Origin of the sequence: Caballeronia sp. LZ001 (assembly GCF_031450875.1) — a bacterium.
In the GTDB taxonomy this organism is placed as follows: domain Bacteria; phylum Pseudomonadota; class Gammaproteobacteria; order Burkholderiales; family Burkholderiaceae; genus Caballeronia.
On record NZ_JARTVX010000003.1, the window covers coordinates 294,788 to 310,473 of the forward strand.

Genomic DNA, 15,686 nt, shown 5'->3' on the forward strand with positions numbered 1-15,686 from the left:
TTTGTAGGCTCGCCGTCGCGACAACTCGATGCGCGCCATATCAGACACCACCATCGGAGAATGCCATGCCCGCAGTCACGCAACCGCTTCACAAGAACGGCGATTATCTGGTCGACTACGAAGAGAAGGTCTTCGAGGATGTCAAAGCCGAGCCCGGCGAAAAAGCGCTCGTCACGTTTCATACGGTCGCGTTCGAAGGCTCGATCGGCTTCGTGAATCTGCTGCAGGCGACGCGTCTGCAACGCAAGGGTTTCGATACTTCCGTGCTGCTCTACGGCCCCGGCGTCACGCTCGGTCTGCAACGCGGCTTCCCCACGCTTGGCGACGAAGCCTTCCCCGGTCATCTCAACTTCAACAAGCAACTACAGAAGTTCATGGCCGAAGGCGGCAAGGTCTATGCATGCCGCTTCGCGTTGCAAGCGCTGTATGGGCACGGCGAAGCGTCGTTGATCGAAGGCATCCGGCCGATCAGTCCGCTCGATGTCCTCGACATCCAGCTACTCCATCGCAAGGATAACGCGCTCATCATCCATACGTGGACCGTCTGACGATCATGGCCGCACAGAGCGCAAAACGCATCGTCCGCGCGGCGGCCGTGCAGATCACGCCCGACTTCGAGCGGCCCGACGGCACGCTCGATAAGGTGTGCACGGCTATCGACGAAGCCGCCGCGAAAGGCGTGCAGTTGATCGTGTTCCCCGAAACCTTCGTGCCGTACTACCCGTACTTCTCGTTCGTGCGCGCGCCGGTTGCCATGGGCGCCGATCACATGAAGCTCTACGAACAGGCGGTCGTGGTGCCGGGACCTGTCACGCATGCAGTCGCCGAACGCGCGCGGCTCGGCAATATCGTGGTCGTGCTCGGCGTGAACGAACGCGATCACGGCAGCCTCTATAACGCGCAACTCATCTTCGATACCGACGGCAAGCTGTTGCTCAAGCGCCGCAAGATCACGCCGACGTATCACGAACGCATGGTCTGGGGACAGGGCGATGCAGCGGGTCTCAAGGTCGTGGATACGAGCATTGGACGTGTCGGTGCGCTTGCTTGCTGGGAGCACTACAACCCGCTCGCGCGCTATGCGTTGATGACCCAGCACGAAGAGATCCACTGCAGTCAGTTTCCCGGTTCGCTCGTCGGGCCGATCTTCGCGGATCAGATCGAAGTGACGATCCGTCATCACGCGCTGGAGTCCGGCTGCTTCGTCGTCAACGCGACGGGCTGGCTCACCGAGGCGCAGATCGAAGCCATCACGCCCGATCCGAATCTGCAGCGCGCGCTGCGTGGCGGCTGCAACACCGCGATCGTTTCGCCCGAAGGCCAGCACGTGGTCGAGCCATTGCGCGAAGGCGAGGGCATGGTCATCGCCGATTTGGACATGTCGCTCATCACCAAGCGCAAACGCATGATGGATTCGGTCGGCCATTACGCGCGACCCGAGTTGCTGAGTCTTGCGATCAACGACCGTCCCGCCATGCCCGTCATGCCATTCACCGGAGCCTCATACGATGAGCGCCAGAGAGAACCTGCCAGCGTCGAGCCGGCAATTGATGACTGAGCTTCAGTCGGCGGGCCTGCGGCTCGTCGATCCGCGCGCTGGCGTTTCGAGCCGGCGCGGCGGCGCGGGGCCATCGGATCACAAGGCCGTCACCGTCGATGGCGTGACGATCATGGTGCCCGTGCATACGAGCACCGCGTGGAACTCGCCCTTCGTCGCGGGCGAAGCGGACGCGAACGGCACGAGCGCGTTGATGCGCAATGCGATCCCTATCGCGAGCATCAGCTTCCCGAAAGCGCCGCGTTTCTATGCGATGCAGACGCTCGACGGCGTGCCGTACTCGCACATCGCCACCTTGCACAGCAAGGACGTGCTCGCGACGACGGTGCTGCAAACCTGCATCCGCTATGAAAGCCGCCGCAAGTCGTGCAAGTTCTGCGCGATCGGGCAATCGCTCGCGGCGGGGCGCACCATCGCGCACAAGACGCCCGAGCAACTTGCCGAAGTGGCGCGCGCGGCGGTTCTGCTCGATGGCGTGAAGCATATGGTCCTCACGACCGGCACGCCGCCCACGCCGGATCGCGGCGCAAAAGTGCTGTGCGACAGCGCGTTCGCCATCAAGGCCGCCGTCGATCTGCCGATTCAGGCGCAGTGCGAACCGCCCGATGACGACCGCTGGTTCGAGCGCATGAAGGCAAGCGGCATCGATACGCTCGGCATGCATCTCGAAGCGGTGACGCCCGCCGTGCGCGATCGCATCATGCCGGGCAAGGCCAGCGTCCCGATGTCGCGTTACATGGAAGCGTTCAAGGCAGCCGTCGCCGTCTTCGGACGCGGACAGGTCAGCACGTATATTCTCGCCGGCCTCGGCGATAGCGCGCAGTCGATCATCGACATGTCGCGCGAGTTGATTGCGCTCGGCGTGTATCCGTTCGTCGTGCCGTTCGTGCCGATCAGCGGCACGCCGCTCGAAGACCATCCCGCGCCGGAGCCGGAATTCATGCGTTCGGTGCTGGCGCCCATCGGCTCGATGCTCGCCGAAGCACAGATGCGCTCGACCGATATCAAGGCCGGCTGCGGCAAGTGCGGCGCGTGTTCGTCGCTTTCATCGTACGAGGTGTGATCATGTTCGTCGAAGCCGATGTGCCCGATCTCGATTACTCGCCGGTCGAATATCGCGTGAAGTGGGCGACGCTGTCGTGGGAAGCGAGCGAAGCCTACAAGCTGCGGCGCGCGGTGTTCTGCATGGAGCAAGGGATATTCATCGGCGATGACCGCGACGCTATCGACGAACGCGCGCAACTGCTCGTCGCGCTGAGTTGCGTGGCGGGCATGCCGGAACAGGTCGTCGGCACGGTGCGCATCCACGAGGAAGAGCCCGGCGTGTGGTTCGGCTCGCGCCTTGCCGTGCACGCTGCGTTTCGCTCGCACGCGAAGATCGGCGCGACCTTGATCCGGCTTGCGGTATCGAGCGCGCATGCGTTGGGCTGCGAGACGTTTCTCGCGCACGTGCAGTCGCAGAACGCGCCGCTCTTTGCGCGCCTGCGCTGGGATTCGCTCAAGGAGGAAGCCATTTTCGGGCGCCCGCATCATCTGATGCAGGCGCAACTCGATGCGTATCCGCCGTGCGTCACGCCGCAAAGCGGCTTCGTCGCGCTGGCCCGCAAGCCGTCATGAGCACGTTGTCCGCACTGGTCGAGCGTTTGCGCGAGAGCCGCGGCTTTCGCCACAAGCGCGATATCGCGGATGTCGTGAGCCGCTTGCCCGACAACCGTATCGATCTTTCGCAAGCGGTTGCAATCGGCGACGACTGCGCGGCCATTCGCGATGGCGACGGCTTTCTGCTCTTCGCCATCGAAGGCATGGTCAGTGACTTCGTGCGCGCCATGCCGTGGTTCGCGGGCTATAGCGCGGTCATGGTCAACGTGAGCGATATCTACGCGATGGGCGGCCGCCCGCTCGCCGTAGTCGATGCGTTATGGAACGCGAACATCGAGGACGCCTCCGAAGTGCTCGCGGGCATGACGGCTGCATCGGCGACGTACGGCGTGCCTGTCGTCGGCGGACATAGCAACGTGCAGAGCGACGGCGCGCAACTCGCGGTGGCCATTCTCGGCCGCGCCCGCAAGCTCTTGACGAGTTTCGATGCACGACCCGGCGACGCGCTTCTCATGGCCGTCGATCTGCGCGGCAAGTATGAAGACCCGTATCCGTTCTGGAATGCGTCGACCGATGCGCCGCAAGGCCGTGCGCGCGACGACTTCGAGATACTGCCCGCGCTCGCCGAAGACGGACTCTGCGATGCAGCCAAGGACATCAGCATGGCGGGCGCGCTCGGCACCGCGCTCATGCTGCTCGAATGTTCGAAGGCGGGCGCTCGTATCGATCTCGATGCCATCCCGCGTCCCGCTGACGCCGACCTCGAACGCTGGCTCACCGCCTTTCCGAGCTTCGGCTTCGTGCTGTCGGTGCGCCCCGAACATGTCGATGCCGTGCGCGCGCGTTTCGAAGCCCGTTCGCTGGCGTGCGCCGCGATCGGCTCGGTGGATGCGTCGCGCGAAGTGGTCGTCGAACGTGGCGGGGAAAGCGCGCTGTTATGGAATCTGCGCGAAGAAGGCTTCATTTGCGCGAGGAGCGCGACATGATGCGCATAGGCTTGCTCACGCATTCGGTGAATCCGCGCGGGGGTGTCGTGCATAGCCTCGAACTCGCGCGTGCGCTCCACGAAAGCGGCCACCTCGTGACGATCTTTGCGCCCGCGCGTGAAGGCGAATCCATGTTCCGCGCTTCGCCGTGCCGCGTGGTGCTGGCGCGCGTGGCCGGAACGCGCGATGGTCTCGTCGCAATGGTCAATGAGCGCATCCGCGCGCTGAAACATGCGCTGATCGAAGAAGGCGCGGAGAGCTTCGATGTTCTCCATGCGCAAGACAGCATTGGCGGCAATGCGCTTGCCGAGCTGAAAGCGGAAGGCTGCATCAAGGGATTCGTGCGTACCGTTCATCATCTCGACAATTTCGACGATGCGCGTCTTTCGCACTGGCAACGTCGCGCGTGGCAAGACGCCGACGCCGTGCTCTGCGTCAGCGATGCATGGACGCGCACGATGTACGACATGCATGGCGTGCATGCGCGCACGGTGAGAAACGGCATCGACAGAATGCGTTATGCGGCGCGCGCGGACCGACAGCGCGACGAGTTGCGCAAGCGCTTCGCGATAGGCGCGGGGCCGGTCGTGCTGGCTGTGGGCGGCATAGAGGCGCGCAAGAACACGCTCATGCTGCTCGAAGCGTTTGCGCTGCTGCGTGCGCAACGGCCATCGGCGCAACTGGTGCTTGCCGGCGGCGCGAGCCTGCTCGACCACGACGCCTACACGCGCCGCTTTCTTGCGCGTGCAGCCGAGCTCCGCCTCGATCACACGCAAGTGATCCTTACCGGTCCCTTGCCCGACGATCAGATGCCCGCGCTGTTCAGCATCGCCGATGTCGTCTCCATGATCTCGCTACGCGAAGGCTTCGGCCTGGTCGTACTCGAAGCGCTGGCGAGCGCCAAACCCGTCATGGTCTCGCATATCGAACCCTTCACCGACTATCTCGACGATCGAACCTGCATCTTTACCGATCCACATGACGCCGCTTCGATTGCCAAGGCGCTTGCAAAAGCAATGGACGGTGCACACGACATCGATTTCGATCAAGCCGTGCCGGCCTTGCTCGACCGTTACACATGGCAGGCGAGCGCTGCGCATCATCTCGACATCTACGGCAAGTGGCTGCAAAGCCTGCCGCTCACGACCGTCTAAAGGACGCCACCATGCCTGTCATGCACTTTCGAATTCGCTGGCCCGATGGCGTCGAAGCGAACTGTTATTCGCCGTCCACGGTCGTCGGCGAATTCTTCACACCGGGCAGCACCTATCCCGTCGATGACTTCGTCGCGCGCTCACGCGAGGCGCTGACGATAGGCTCCGAGCGCGTGCGCGAGAAGTACGGCTTCGCGTGCTCGGCCGCGATGGATCAACTCGCGCAGATCGAAGCCGACGCGGGCCGCTTCGATGCAAGACCCGGCGCGCTCGTCACCGTGCTCGCGCTCGATTGAAGTCCTTGGATCAAAGGGAATCGGAACATGTCGAACGTCACTTCCACAGAGACGCACTACAGCGTGATCGTCGTTGGCGGCGGGCAGGCCGGGCTGTCGGTCAGCTACTTTCTGCAGCAGGCGAACATCGATCATCTCGTGATCGAGAAAGCGACCGTCACGCATACCTGGCGCACGCAGCGCTGGGATACCTTCTGCCTCGTCACGCCGAACTGGCAATGCGCGTTGCCGGGCTACCCGTACACCGGCGCGGACCCGCATGGCTTCATGAAGAAGGATGAGATCATCGACTATCTCGATGGCTTCATCGCGAAGGTCAATGCACCCGTGCTCGAGCAGACCGCCGTGTTACGCGTGCAACGTGATGCAGCGGGCCGCTATGCCGTGAAGACCACGCAGGGCGAGTTCACGGCGGATCAGATCGTGGTGGCATCGGGCGGCTATCACACGCCTATCGTCCCGCGCATGGCCGAACGCTTGCCGCAGGAGATCGCGCAGGTGCAGTCGTCGGAATATCGCAATGCGGATCAGTTGCCACCGGGCGCGGTGCTCGTCGTCGGATCGGGCCAGTCGGGCGCGCAGATCGCGGAGGACTTGCATCTCTCGGGACGCAAGGTGCATCTCGCCGTGGGCGAAGCGCCGCGTTGCGCGCGGTTTTATCGCGGACGCGACGTGGTCGACTGGCTCGCGGACATGCGCTACTACGAAATGCCCGTGACGGATCATCCGTTGCGCGAAGGCGTGCGCGACAACACCAATCACTACGTGACGGGCCGCGACGGCGGCCGCGATATCGACCTGCGCCGCTTTGCACAGGAAGGCATGGAATTGTTCGGGCGGCTGCAGGATCTCCGCGATGGCAAGCTGCGTTTTGCGCCCAACCTGCGCGCGAATCTCGACGAAGCCGACGATATCTACAACCGCATCAACATGAGTATCGATGGCTTCATCGACAAGCATGGCATCGACGCGCCCGCAGGCGAACGCTACGAACCCGTGTGGCAGCCGCAAGACGAGCGCACCGAGCTTGCGTTGACGGACAGCGGGATCACGTCGGTGGTGTGGTGCATCGGCTTCACGCCGGACTTCAGCTGGCTCGATGCGCCAGTCTTCAACGGACGCGGCTACCCGACGCACCGGCGCGGCGTGACAGCCACGCCCGGCATCTACTTCGTGGGTTTGCCGTGGTTGCATACATGGGGCTCGGGCCGCTTTTCGGGCGTCGCGCGCGACGCGCAATTTATCGTCGATGCGATCTGTGCCGAACGGGCCGCCACGGTCGATCAGATATTGATCGCGTGCGCCTGATGCTCGACGCGAGTGAAACGGCCCGCGCTAAAACGAACAACGAAGCGGGCCTTGGCCACACATTTACTTCACCGATGCAGCGCTATTGAGCTGTGCATAGTCGGCGGGCATGGCGCCGGACGTCAGCACGGTGGCAGGCAGATGCTGCGTGTCTTCCGCCGATACGGCGCCGACGAACTTCCAGCCGGCCGGCATCTTCACGAACGTGTAGCCCGTGGGTTGATCCACGAACACCGAATAAACCGGACTCGCTTGCGACACGACAGGCGCGGCGGTTTGGGCAAACGAAGCCAGCGGCGTGGCTAGAACGAACGCGGCGGCCAGGGCGGTAATAGATGATTTCATGTTAATGCTCCAGAAAACTGAATTGTGTAATGATCGACACACATATTAAAACACTGGTCCGTGCAAAGGTCCAGATATTTTGTTACGATCAACACAGAATTCAGAATTCCATGGAACGCACCAATCGCGTGCCACGTCGTTCATAAAAATGGAGACGACATGACGCTGCATCGAGATGAAGTCTTGGAGACGGTTCACAAGACGCGTGGCCGACCGCGCGCCTTCGACCGCGACGCCGCCCTCAGGCGCGCGATGGAAGTGTTCTGGGCCAAGGGTTTCGACACCTGTTCGATGGCCGATCTCGTGGATGCCATGGGCATCAACTCGCCGAGCCTTTATGCCGCGTTCGGCAGCAAGGAAGACTTGTACCGCGAGGCGATCGCGCTCTATTCCGCCGCGGAAGGTGGCGCGGCGGTGCGCCAGTTGCGCGCGCACGAGTCCGCGCGCGACGGTTTGCGCGCCATGTTCCGCACGAGCATCGAGCTTTTCACGAGCGGGACGGGGCCACGCGGCTGCATGATCTTTCTGGGCGGCATGTCGGTGGCGCCGGAGCACGGCGAGTTGCGCGACGAGTTGCGCAAGATTCGCCGTCAGGTGGCAAGCGCCATCGCCGCGCGGCTCAACGATGCGCGCAAACACGGCGAACTCCATGCCAACGCGGACATCCATGCGCTCGCTGCGCTTTGCATGATGCTCTTCGCGGGCTTGTCCATCGAGGCGCAGGATGGCGTGCGTCGCAACGCGCTGTACGCCGCGATCGATCAGTTCATCGCGAGCTTGCCGTTCGAATCGAAATGAAAGCGCCGCTCAAGGCCGACACGCACATCTGGCGCGCGCCGGAACTCGGCGCGGAACTGCTGCGCGGCCGCTTTGCCGATTTCTCCTACGACGTCCATGCGCACGACACAGCCTGTTTCGCGCTGCTGACGGGCGGCGCCATCCGCATCCGCATGCGCGGCACGGAGTTCGTGGCGCGACGTGGCGACCTCTACGCCATCGACGCCGATGAACCGCACGCGGGCTGGCCCGTCGACGAAGCCGGCTGGACGCAGCGCACACTCTATGTCGATGTCGCGCATCTGCGTGCGCTCGCGGGCGACGAACGTTTGCGCGGCGGAGGGCTGATCGGCCCGATCATTCGCGATCCGGCATTGTGCGCGGCGCTTCACGATGTGCACCGGTCATCGGAAGAGCAGGGACCGTCGCTGTATCGCGACGAGCGGTATTTGCAGTTCGCGGCGCGTCTCACCGGCCGGCATATGACGGATCGCACGAAGGACGCAAAAGCGCCGCGCGAACCGCGCGCCGTGGCGGCCGCGCGCGGGTTTATCGACGAACGTCTGGGCGAGCAGGTGCATCTGGAAGATATCGCGGAGGCGGCGAATTTGCCGCCCTATCGCTTATTTCGCGCCTTCAGTCGTGAAACCGGCATGACGCCGCACGAGTATCAGCGGCAGGCGCGCGTGCGCGTCGCCATGGCGTTGATCCGCGATGGCGGCGCGTTGAGCGATATCGCGGCCGCGACCGGTTTCGCGGATCAGGCGCATCTCACGCGCACTTTCCGCCGCATGCTTGGTGTCACGCCAGGCGTTTACAAGACGGCGACGCGTTGAATCGAAGCAAGTTTATTTAAGCAGGCCGAGATTCGCGACCGCTTTGCTGACGGGCTTCTTGTCGCCGATCAGCGCGAGACCGACATAGCGCAAGGCCTCGGTTTCCACGCTGGCGACGGCATCGCGGAAGGCGTCGTAGTCGGTCGTTTGCTGGCCTTGCACGGGAAACGTCACGACATCGCACGATGCGGCCGCGGCCTTCGCGCGCAACGCCGATAACGTGTCCTGATCTGCCGCCAGCACTGCAATGCCGATGGGAATCAGCCCCGGATGCGCGTGCCCAGAGGCATCGACGAGCGGCGCGCCGACGAGCGACGGATGCCGCTGCCCCACCGTCAGCGCCAGCACCGCCGCCGCGTTCGCCGCCCGGCCGGGTGGCAGTTCGCTATCCACCACGATCACGCAGCGTTGCGGCCGCGCGCTTGGTTCATGTTGTTCTGGTGATGCGCTCGTCATAAGGGCTGTCCGTTTCGGTTCGAAGTGACCCATTGTGAAAGCGCTGGCGGCTTGTCGTCTTGAATCCTGTTGCACGCATGTTGCAACGCTGGCGCGTCGGCGCAGGCATTCTGAAAGCCTCGAACCCTTTCCTGCCGAGCAAAACGCTGAAATAACACGAAAACCTAGTCGTAACCCGCGTTATGAAGCGTTTGCTTTTCGTGCAAACTGCGCATATTCGAGACGTAGCTCGCATTGTTCGTCGCTCCTGCTGGAAACCTCAATCGACCCGACCGCCATGCTCGCTGAAACGCAGTCGCAGACTGCCCCGCCCATTACCGACATCGAACAACTCGCGGAAGACTACGCGCGCTTTGCCCGCCGTACGCCTTCCGAAATGGGCATTTGTCTGCGTTCGCTCCTGCAGCGGCGCGACATGCTGACAGTGGCGAGCGCGCAAGGCCAGATCGTCACGCAACTGCTGGAAGTGGACCCGCGCGAAGGGCGCATCGTGTTCGACTGGGGCGGCGTGGAGTCGGACAATCGCGCGTTGCTTGCAGCGCCGCAGTTGTACTTCAAGGGCGCGCCGGAAGGCGTACGCGTCGAGTTCACGACGGGCCCGGCGCAAGCGGTGAGCTTCGAGGGACGACAAGCGTTCGAAGTATCGTTCCCGGAAGCCGTCTATCACGTGCAGCGCCGCGAGTACTTCCGCGTGCCGGCGCCCATTCTCGATCCCTTCTTCGCCAAGGGCACTTATCCGGACGGTGACCCGTTCCACTGCGAAGTGCACGACATTTCGCTTGGCGGCGTCGCGCTGCGCATGGATACGCCGCGCCTCGCGGAAACGGAGATCGGCACGCTCTTCACCGATGTCCTTTTGAACCTCGGTGCGGGCGGCTCGCTTTCGGTGGATCTCGCGCTCGTCTCGCCACGCAGTATCACGACGCCGCGTGGCGACGTGCGCTATGTCGTCGGCTTTCGCTTCACGCGGCTTTCGGGCTCGGCGGAAAGCGTGTTGCAGCGACTCATCACGCGCATCGAGGCGAAGCGGCGCAGCCTGTCGGCGTGAGCGCGGACAGAGGAAACGAGGCGCGTGGAGTAGAATTCGGGCCTCATTCCAGCAGTTAAGACGACGCATGTTGACTATGTTGCCCAGAGCCTGGCGCGGAGAAGAACGCTTCTGGAAAGTCTTGTGGCTACTGGGTCTGCCCTTGCATCTCGCATGGTGGGCGCTCTATCTCTACCTTCTGTCGAGCGGCCTCGCTCCCGAAACGTTCCTGTTGCTCACCATCTGGTTCTGGCCCGGCACGCTCGCGTTATTCGCGGCGGGTTCGGTACTCTATCTGGCGTGGTGCGCGGTGGCGTGGCGTTGTTCCGGCAATGTCGATAACCGCTTCTGGACGATCCTCGCGCGCGTGCTGATCGGCGTGGGGCTGGGCTCGTTTCTGACCGAATGGCTGTTGATTCTCGGCGCGCCGCTCGCCTGAGTGCGACGCCTGGCGCGATGCTTCGCGGTTTCTTTTGACACGGAGTGCCTTTGCATGCCGCTTCGATCGATGTTCCGTTTCCTGAGCGCTTGCTGCGCCGCCGCCGCGTTGTGCGGCGCGCTGCCACCGGCGGCCAACGCGCAGACCGATCAGGATGTCGATGCCCGCATCGACACGCTCTTCGGCGCCCACGAGACATACCGCGCGTTCTTCGACAAGCTCAAACAGGCCGTCGCGGCCGGCGACAAGAACACGGTCGCGGGCATGATCCACTATCCGATCGCGGTGCATCGCAACAGCAATGGCGACAACGCCTTGCTGCGTAACAAGCGCGAGTTCGTGGCGGCCTACGCGGGTATCTTCACGCCAGAACTCGTCGATACCGTCGCGCATCAGCAATACGCCAAGCTCTTCGTGCGCGATCAAGGCGCGATGATCGGCGACGGCGAAATCTGGTTCAGCGGCGTGTGCCGTGACGATGCCTGCAAGGACTCGGACGTTCGGATCACGGCGTTCAATTTGGAGTGAGCGGACATGTTCACGGAGTTCGCGAAGACCGTGCTCGTGATCGTCGCGGGCCTATTTCCGATCATCAATCCGCCCGCGGTCGCACTCGTCGTGCTGAGCATGCTGCCGCATCTGGCCGATGCCGAACGCAGCGAACTCGCGCGGCGCATCTGCATCAACAGCTTCGCCATCCTGGTCGTGTCGCTGCTGGTCGGTGCTTATGTGCTCAACTTCTTCGGCATCTCCATTCCGGTGCTGCGCGTGGCGGGCGGTATCGTCGTGGCCATGGCGGGGTGGGGATTGCTCCAGGCGCCCGACGACGACACAACGACCGAACCCGCGCCCACGCCGCGTAGCGGTGCTTCGCTGCGCGCCAAGGCGTTCTATCCGCTGACCTTGCCGATCACCGTCGGACCGGGTGCCATCGCTGTCGCCATCGCGCTCGGAACCGGGTCGCCGCGTGAAGGGTTGCAGCCGGTGCATCTGATCGGCGTGATCGTCGGTCTCGTGCTCGTGTGCGCGAGCATCTACTTGTGCGTGCGCTTTGCCGGGCATCTGGAACGGCTGCTCGGCACGGTCGGCACGCAGGTCGCCATGCGGCTTTTCGCGTTCGTCATCTTCTGCATCGGCGTGCAGATTCTCTGGCTCGGGCTCTCCGATCTCATTGCGTCGGTGCGGCTCAGTATCAAATGAATCGTAAACCCTAGGCGACGCGTCTTCGATGCGAGCGCTAGGATGCGGTTCGATTCAATGGTAGCGATACCATCGCACTGAAAGACCGGACGACGATTCGGCCGCTTAAGGAGACACGGTTTGACCTCATCCCGCAAGACGCCCGAACAGTTGCGCAGCCACCGCTGGTACGGCGTGAACGACCTGCGCTCCTTCGGTCACCGTTCGCGCACGGCGCAGATGGGCTATCACTCGTCCGATTACATGGGCAAGCCGGTCATCGCCATTGTGAATACATGGAGCGAGATCAATTCGTGCCACACGCACTTCAAGCAGCGCGTCGAGGAAGTGAAGCGCGGCGTCTGGCAGGCGGGCGGCTTTCCCGTCGAAATGCCGGTGATGACGCTCGCCGAGCCGTTCCAGAAGCCGACGACCATGCTCTACCGCAATTTTCTCGCGATGGAAGTCGAGGAACTGCTGCGGTCATATCCGTTCGATGGCTGCGTGCTCATGGGCGGCTGCGACAAGACCACGCCTGGCCTGCTGATGGGCGCGATCAGCATGAATCTGCCTTCCATCTTCCTGCCCGCCGGCCCGATGCTGCGCGGCAACTGGAACGGCCGCACGCTCGGCAGCGGGTCGGACACGTGGAAGTACTGGGCCGAACTGCGTGCGGGCAAGATCACGGAAGACGAGTGGAAGGGCGTGGAGAGCGGCATTGCGCGCTCGCCGGGCCATTGCATGACGATGGGCACCGCCTCGACCATGACGAGCGCCGCCGAAGCGCTCGGCCTCACGCTGCCGGGCTTCGCTTCGATCCCCGCGGTGGATTCGCGGCACGCGCAGTTCGCATCGCTAACGGGGCAACGCATCGTCGAAATGGTGTGGACCGATCTCAAGCCGCTCGACATCCTCACGCCGAAGTCGTTCGATAACGCCATCACCACCGTGCTCGCGATGTCCGGTTCGACCAACGCCATCGTGCATCTCGTGGCCGTCGCGCGCCGCGCGGGCGTGCCGCTCACGACCGCGCGTTTCGATGAGTTGTCGCGCATCACGCCCGTCATCGCGAATCTGCGTCCGGCCGGCAAATATCTGATGGAGGACTTCTTCTATGCAGGCGGCCTGCGCGCGCTGCTCGCGGAACTCGGCGATCTAATCGATGGTTCGCAACTAACTGTCAATGCCGCGACCCTCGGCGAAAATATTCAGGGTGCCGAAATTTTCGACGATGACGTCATTCGCCGGCGAAGCAACCCGCTCGTGCCGAACGATGGCCTCGCCGTGCTAACCGGCAATCTCGCGCCCGATGGCGCCGTCATCAAGCCGGCTGCGATGGAAGCGCATCTGTTGCGGCATCGCGGCCCGGCGATCGTGTTCAGGGATTACGCCGACATGGCCGCGCGCATCGACGATGAAGCACTCGACATCACCGCCGATTCCGTGATCGTGCTGCAGCACGCAGGACCGGTCGGCGCGCCCGGCATGCCGGAGTGGGGCCAGTTGCCGATTCCGCAAAAGCTCCTCAAGCAAGGCGTGCGCGACATGGTGCGCATCTCGGATGCGCGCATGAGCGGCACGAGCTACGGCGCGTGCGTGCTGCACGTGGCGCCGGAATCGTTCGTCGGCGGACCGCTTGCGCTGGTCGAGGATGGCGATGTCATCGAACTCGACGTGCACGCGCGCAAGCTTCATCTCGACGTAAGCGACGCGGAACTCGCCGCGCGCAAGGCGGCGTGGGTCAAGCCGAAACGCCCGTTCGAGCGCGGCTTTGGCGTGATGCATCAACTGCACGTCACCCAGGCGAACAAGGGTTGCGACTTCGACTTTCTCGAAGAACCCTTGGCCGATGACTCTGCTGAAATGAAATCGCACGACGATCCGGAAATTCACTGACACCATGACCATTCAAGACATCGACATCGCCGACGAAACCATCGAGCAACTGCGCCACGTCAGCACCGCGACGCTCACCACGCAGCTTTTCAAGCGCGGCTTGCGCAACGTGTTTCTGCAAGGCGTCGCGCCGCTCGTCAAGCCCGCTAATGGTGCGCCGAACCTCGTCGGCCCCGCGTTCACGTTGCGCAATATTCCGGCGCGTGAGGATATCGATCACGTCGGCGTGTTTCAGGACCCCGATCATCCGCAGCGCAAGGCCGTCGAAACGGCGCCGCCTGGCAGCGTGCTCGTGCAGGATTGCCGCGGCGACCGCACGGTGGCGTCGACGGGATCGATATTGACCACGCGTCTCAAGGTGCGCGGCGTCGCGGGCATGGTCTCGGACGGTTGCGTGCGCGACAGCGGCACGATAGGCGATATCGGCTTGCCGTTGTTCTGCGCGGGCGCGAGCGCGCCGCTCAATCTCGCGAAGCATCACGCGGTCGATATGAACGTGCCGATTGCATGCGGCGGCGTGGCGGTGTATCCGGGCGATATCGTCGTCGGCGACGTGGATGGCGTCGTCATCGTGCCGCGTCACATGGCGTCCGAGGTCGCAAGGGACGCGGCCGAGCAGGAGTTGCTGGAAGAGTTCATCGCGAAGCGCGTGGCGGACGGCGCGATCTTGCGCGGCACGTATCCGCCGAACGAAGAAACGCTCGCCGCCTACGCGCAATGGCGCAAGACACGCGGCTGATCGCTATTCTTCCGCGAACGCCTTCAGCAAATGATGCGCGATGGCAAACGGCTTCGGCGCGGACAAGCCTTGCGCGTGGGAGCCATCGAGCATCGACGCTACTTCCTCGCGTGAGAACCAGCGCGCATCTTCGAGCTCGTTGTAGTCGATCGTGATGTCGGTTTCGACCGCGCGTGCGAAGCAGCCGATCATCAGCGACGATGGAAACGGCCACGGTTGCGAAGCGTAGTAGCGCACGTCGGCCGAGCGGATGCCCGCTTCCTCCAGCACTTCCCGGTACACCGCATGCTCGAACGTCTCGCCCGGCTCGACGAAGCCCGCGAGCGCCGAGTACATGCCGGGCGCGAACTGCTTTTGCCGCCCGAGCAGGCAGCGCTCGCCATCGGTGACGAGCATGATGACGACCGGATCGACGCGCGGAAAATGCTGTGCGTGGCAATTCGGACAAAGGCGTCGCCAGCCCGCGCCGGCGGCATCCGTGGCGTGGCCGCAGTTCGCGCAAAAGCGGTGCCGCCGATGCCAGTCGAGCATCGAACGCGCTTCGCCGAGCGCACTGACGAGCGACGGTTCGACAAGACCTTGCATTGCGATGGGCCGCAACTCCACCGCTTCGACGGGCGACGCGTCGAGCGCATTCGCAATACTCTCGGCGCTGCCTTCGAGCGCGTGCGCGAAGAGCGCTCGGCCATCCGCTTCGCGACCGAGCAGCACGGTTTGCAGCGACGCGCCGAATTTCGCGGCTTCGTCTGCATCGAACAAAGGATCGTGACCGTGCGCGCGCTTGAAGAGCGGCACATCGTTCACGAAGAGCAGAAAGCGCGTGGACGTCTGATCGCGCAGACCGGCGACGAAGCTGTCGTCGTCGCGCTTTTCAGAGACGCGGTCGAGCGGAGCAAGCGTGAAACCGATGGCGTGGGGCGGCGTGGGCATGGTGTTTTTATCGATGAGCGGGATGCGTGTCATCCGCGCGGACTGGGGATATTCGTTCAGTCGAACATCGTAGCGAAGTTGGCGGGTTCTTGCTGATGGGCAATTGCTTGACGGCAGGCTTACAGTTATCGCGCGGATTTAGGATTTATCCCGTGGCGGCC

The 15,686-nt window shown here is 63.5% G+C and carries 19 protein-coding genes; 16 read left to right on the plus strand and 3 right to left on the minus strand.

Annotated elements, in window-relative coordinates:
* Positions 1 to 65: 65 nt before the first annotated feature.
* From P9292_RS05760 to P9292_RS05795, 8 genes are read left to right on the plus strand one after another with little or no spacing between them, the layout of a single operon-like run.
* Positions 66 to 548 (plus strand): MSMEG_0572/Sll0783 family nitrogen starvation response protein, encoded by a 483-nt coding sequence (locus tag P9292_RS05760; RefSeq protein ID WP_244829948.1) that lies wholly within the window; start codon positions 66 to 68, stop codon positions 546 to 548.
* A gap of 5 nt (positions 549 to 553) precedes the next feature.
* Positions 554 to 1,558, plus strand: coding sequence for a Nit6803 family nitrilase (locus P9292_RS05765; RefSeq protein WP_244829949.1), 1,005 nt, complete (start codon positions 554 to 556; stop codon positions 1,556 to 1,558).
* A complete protein-coding gene (locus P9292_RS05770; protein ID WP_370652265.1) occupies positions 1,551 to 2,621 on the plus strand; it encodes an MSMEG_0568 family radical SAM protein in 1,071 nt (356 codons plus the stop codon). The genes P9292_RS05765 and P9292_RS05770 overlap by 8 nt, the downstream gene beginning before the upstream one ends.
* Before the next feature lie 2 nt (positions 2,622 to 2,623).
* Positions 2,624 to 3,175 carry an MSMEG_0567/Sll0786 family nitrogen starvation N-acetyltransferase gene (locus P9292_RS05775; RefSeq protein WP_244829951.1) on the plus strand — a complete coding sequence of 184 codons (552 nt, stop codon included), beginning with the start codon at positions 2,624 to 2,626 and terminating at the stop codon, positions 3,173 to 3,175.
* Positions 3,172 to 4,143 (plus strand): sll0787 family AIR synthase-like protein, encoded by a 972-nt coding sequence (locus tag P9292_RS05780; protein ID WP_309958307.1) that lies wholly within the window; start codon positions 3,172 to 3,174, stop codon positions 4,141 to 4,143. Before P9292_RS05775 ends, P9292_RS05780 begins: the two co-directional genes overlap by 4 nt.
* On the plus strand, positions 4,140 to 5,297 hold the full coding sequence (locus P9292_RS05785) for an MSMEG_0565 family glycosyltransferase (protein ID WP_309958308.1): 1,158 nt from the start codon (positions 4,140 to 4,142) through the stop codon (positions 5,295 to 5,297). Before P9292_RS05780 ends, P9292_RS05785 begins: the two co-directional genes overlap by 4 nt.
* An 11-nt stretch (positions 5,298 to 5,308) precedes the next feature.
* The gene (locus P9292_RS05790; protein WP_244829954.1) at positions 5,309 to 5,593 is read left to right on the plus strand and encodes an MSMEG_0570 family nitrogen starvation response protein; all 285 of its coding nucleotides are present in this window, start codon (positions 5,309 to 5,311) and stop codon (positions 5,591 to 5,593) included.
* A 27-nt stretch (positions 5,594 to 5,620) separates the two neighbouring features.
* Entirely contained in the window at positions 5,621 to 6,901 is a 1,281-nt protein-coding gene (locus P9292_RS05795) for an MSMEG_0569 family flavin-dependent oxidoreductase (protein ID WP_309958309.1), read from the plus strand.
* Between the two features lie 63 nt (positions 6,902 to 6,964).
* On the opposite strand, the gene P9292_RS05800 is transcribed toward P9292_RS05795, so the two are convergent.
* On the minus strand, positions 6,965 to 7,246 hold the full coding sequence (locus tag P9292_RS05800) for a hypothetical protein (RefSeq protein ID WP_250494233.1): 282 nt from the start codon (positions 7,244 to 7,246) through the stop codon (positions 6,965 to 6,967).
* 159 nt (positions 7,247 to 7,405) lie between these two features.
* Between P9292_RS05800 and P9292_RS05805 the strand changes: the two genes are divergently transcribed.
* Together P9292_RS05805 and P9292_RS05810 are read left to right on the plus strand one after the other, a co-directional pair.
* Positions 7,406 to 8,044: a TetR/AcrR family transcriptional regulator gene (locus P9292_RS05805; protein ID WP_309958310.1), complete on the plus strand. Its 639-nt coding sequence runs from the start codon at positions 7,406 to 7,408 to the stop codon at positions 8,042 to 8,044.
* On the plus strand, positions 8,041 to 8,859 hold the full coding sequence (locus P9292_RS05810; protein ID WP_309958311.1) for an AraC family transcriptional regulator: 819 nt from the start codon (positions 8,041 to 8,043) through the stop codon (positions 8,857 to 8,859). Before P9292_RS05805 ends, P9292_RS05810 begins: the two co-directional genes overlap by 4 nt.
* Before the next feature lie 12 nt (positions 8,860 to 8,871).
* On the opposite strand, the gene P9292_RS05815 is transcribed toward P9292_RS05810, so the two are convergent.
* On the minus strand, positions 8,872 to 9,315 hold the full coding sequence (locus P9292_RS05815; protein ID WP_244829959.1) for a DUF2000 domain-containing protein: 444 nt from the start codon (positions 9,313 to 9,315) through the stop codon (positions 8,872 to 8,874).
* Between the two features lie 277 nt (positions 9,316 to 9,592).
* On the opposite strand from P9292_RS05815, the gene P9292_RS05820 reads away from it, so the two are divergent.
* From P9292_RS05820 to P9292_RS05845, 6 genes are all read left to right on the plus strand, one after another.
* On the plus strand, positions 9,593 to 10,363 hold the full coding sequence (locus tag P9292_RS05820; RefSeq protein WP_309958312.1) for a flagellar brake protein: 771 nt from the start codon (positions 9,593 to 9,595) through the stop codon (positions 10,361 to 10,363).
* Between the two features lie 76 nt (positions 10,364 to 10,439).
* Complete coding sequence (locus P9292_RS05825) at positions 10,440 to 10,781, plus strand: hypothetical protein (RefSeq protein WP_309958313.1); 342 nt, start codon at positions 10,440 to 10,442, stop codon at positions 10,779 to 10,781.
* A 54-nt stretch (positions 10,782 to 10,835) separates the two neighbouring features.
* Positions 10,836 to 11,309, plus strand: a complete 474-nt coding sequence (locus tag P9292_RS05830; RefSeq protein WP_309958314.1) for a hypothetical protein — start codon at positions 10,836 to 10,838, stop codon at positions 11,307 to 11,309.
* Positions 11,310 to 11,315: 6 nt separating this feature from the next.
* The gene (locus tag P9292_RS05835) at positions 11,316 to 11,981 is read left to right on the plus strand and encodes a MarC family protein (protein WP_244829963.1); all 666 of its coding nucleotides are present in this window, start codon (positions 11,316 to 11,318) and stop codon (positions 11,979 to 11,981) included.
* A gap of 120 nt (positions 11,982 to 12,101) precedes the next feature.
* Positions 12,102 to 13,856 (plus strand): L-arabinonate dehydratase, encoded by a 1,755-nt coding sequence (gene araD, locus P9292_RS05840; protein WP_309958315.1) that lies wholly within the window; start codon positions 12,102 to 12,104, stop codon positions 13,854 to 13,856.
* Between the two features lie 4 nt (positions 13,857 to 13,860).
* A complete protein-coding gene (locus P9292_RS05845) occupies positions 13,861 to 14,595 on the plus strand; it encodes a ribonuclease activity regulator RraA (RefSeq protein ID WP_309958316.1) in 735 nt (244 codons plus the stop codon).
* 3 nt (positions 14,596 to 14,598) lie between these two features.
* Here the strand turns inward: P9292_RS05845 and nudC are convergent, their stop codons facing one another.
* On the minus strand, positions 14,599 to 15,525 hold the full coding sequence (nudC, locus tag P9292_RS05850; protein WP_309958317.1) for an NAD(+) diphosphatase: 927 nt from the start codon (positions 15,523 to 15,525) through the stop codon (positions 14,599 to 14,601).
* Between the last annotated feature and the right edge of the window lie 161 nt (positions 15,526 to 15,686).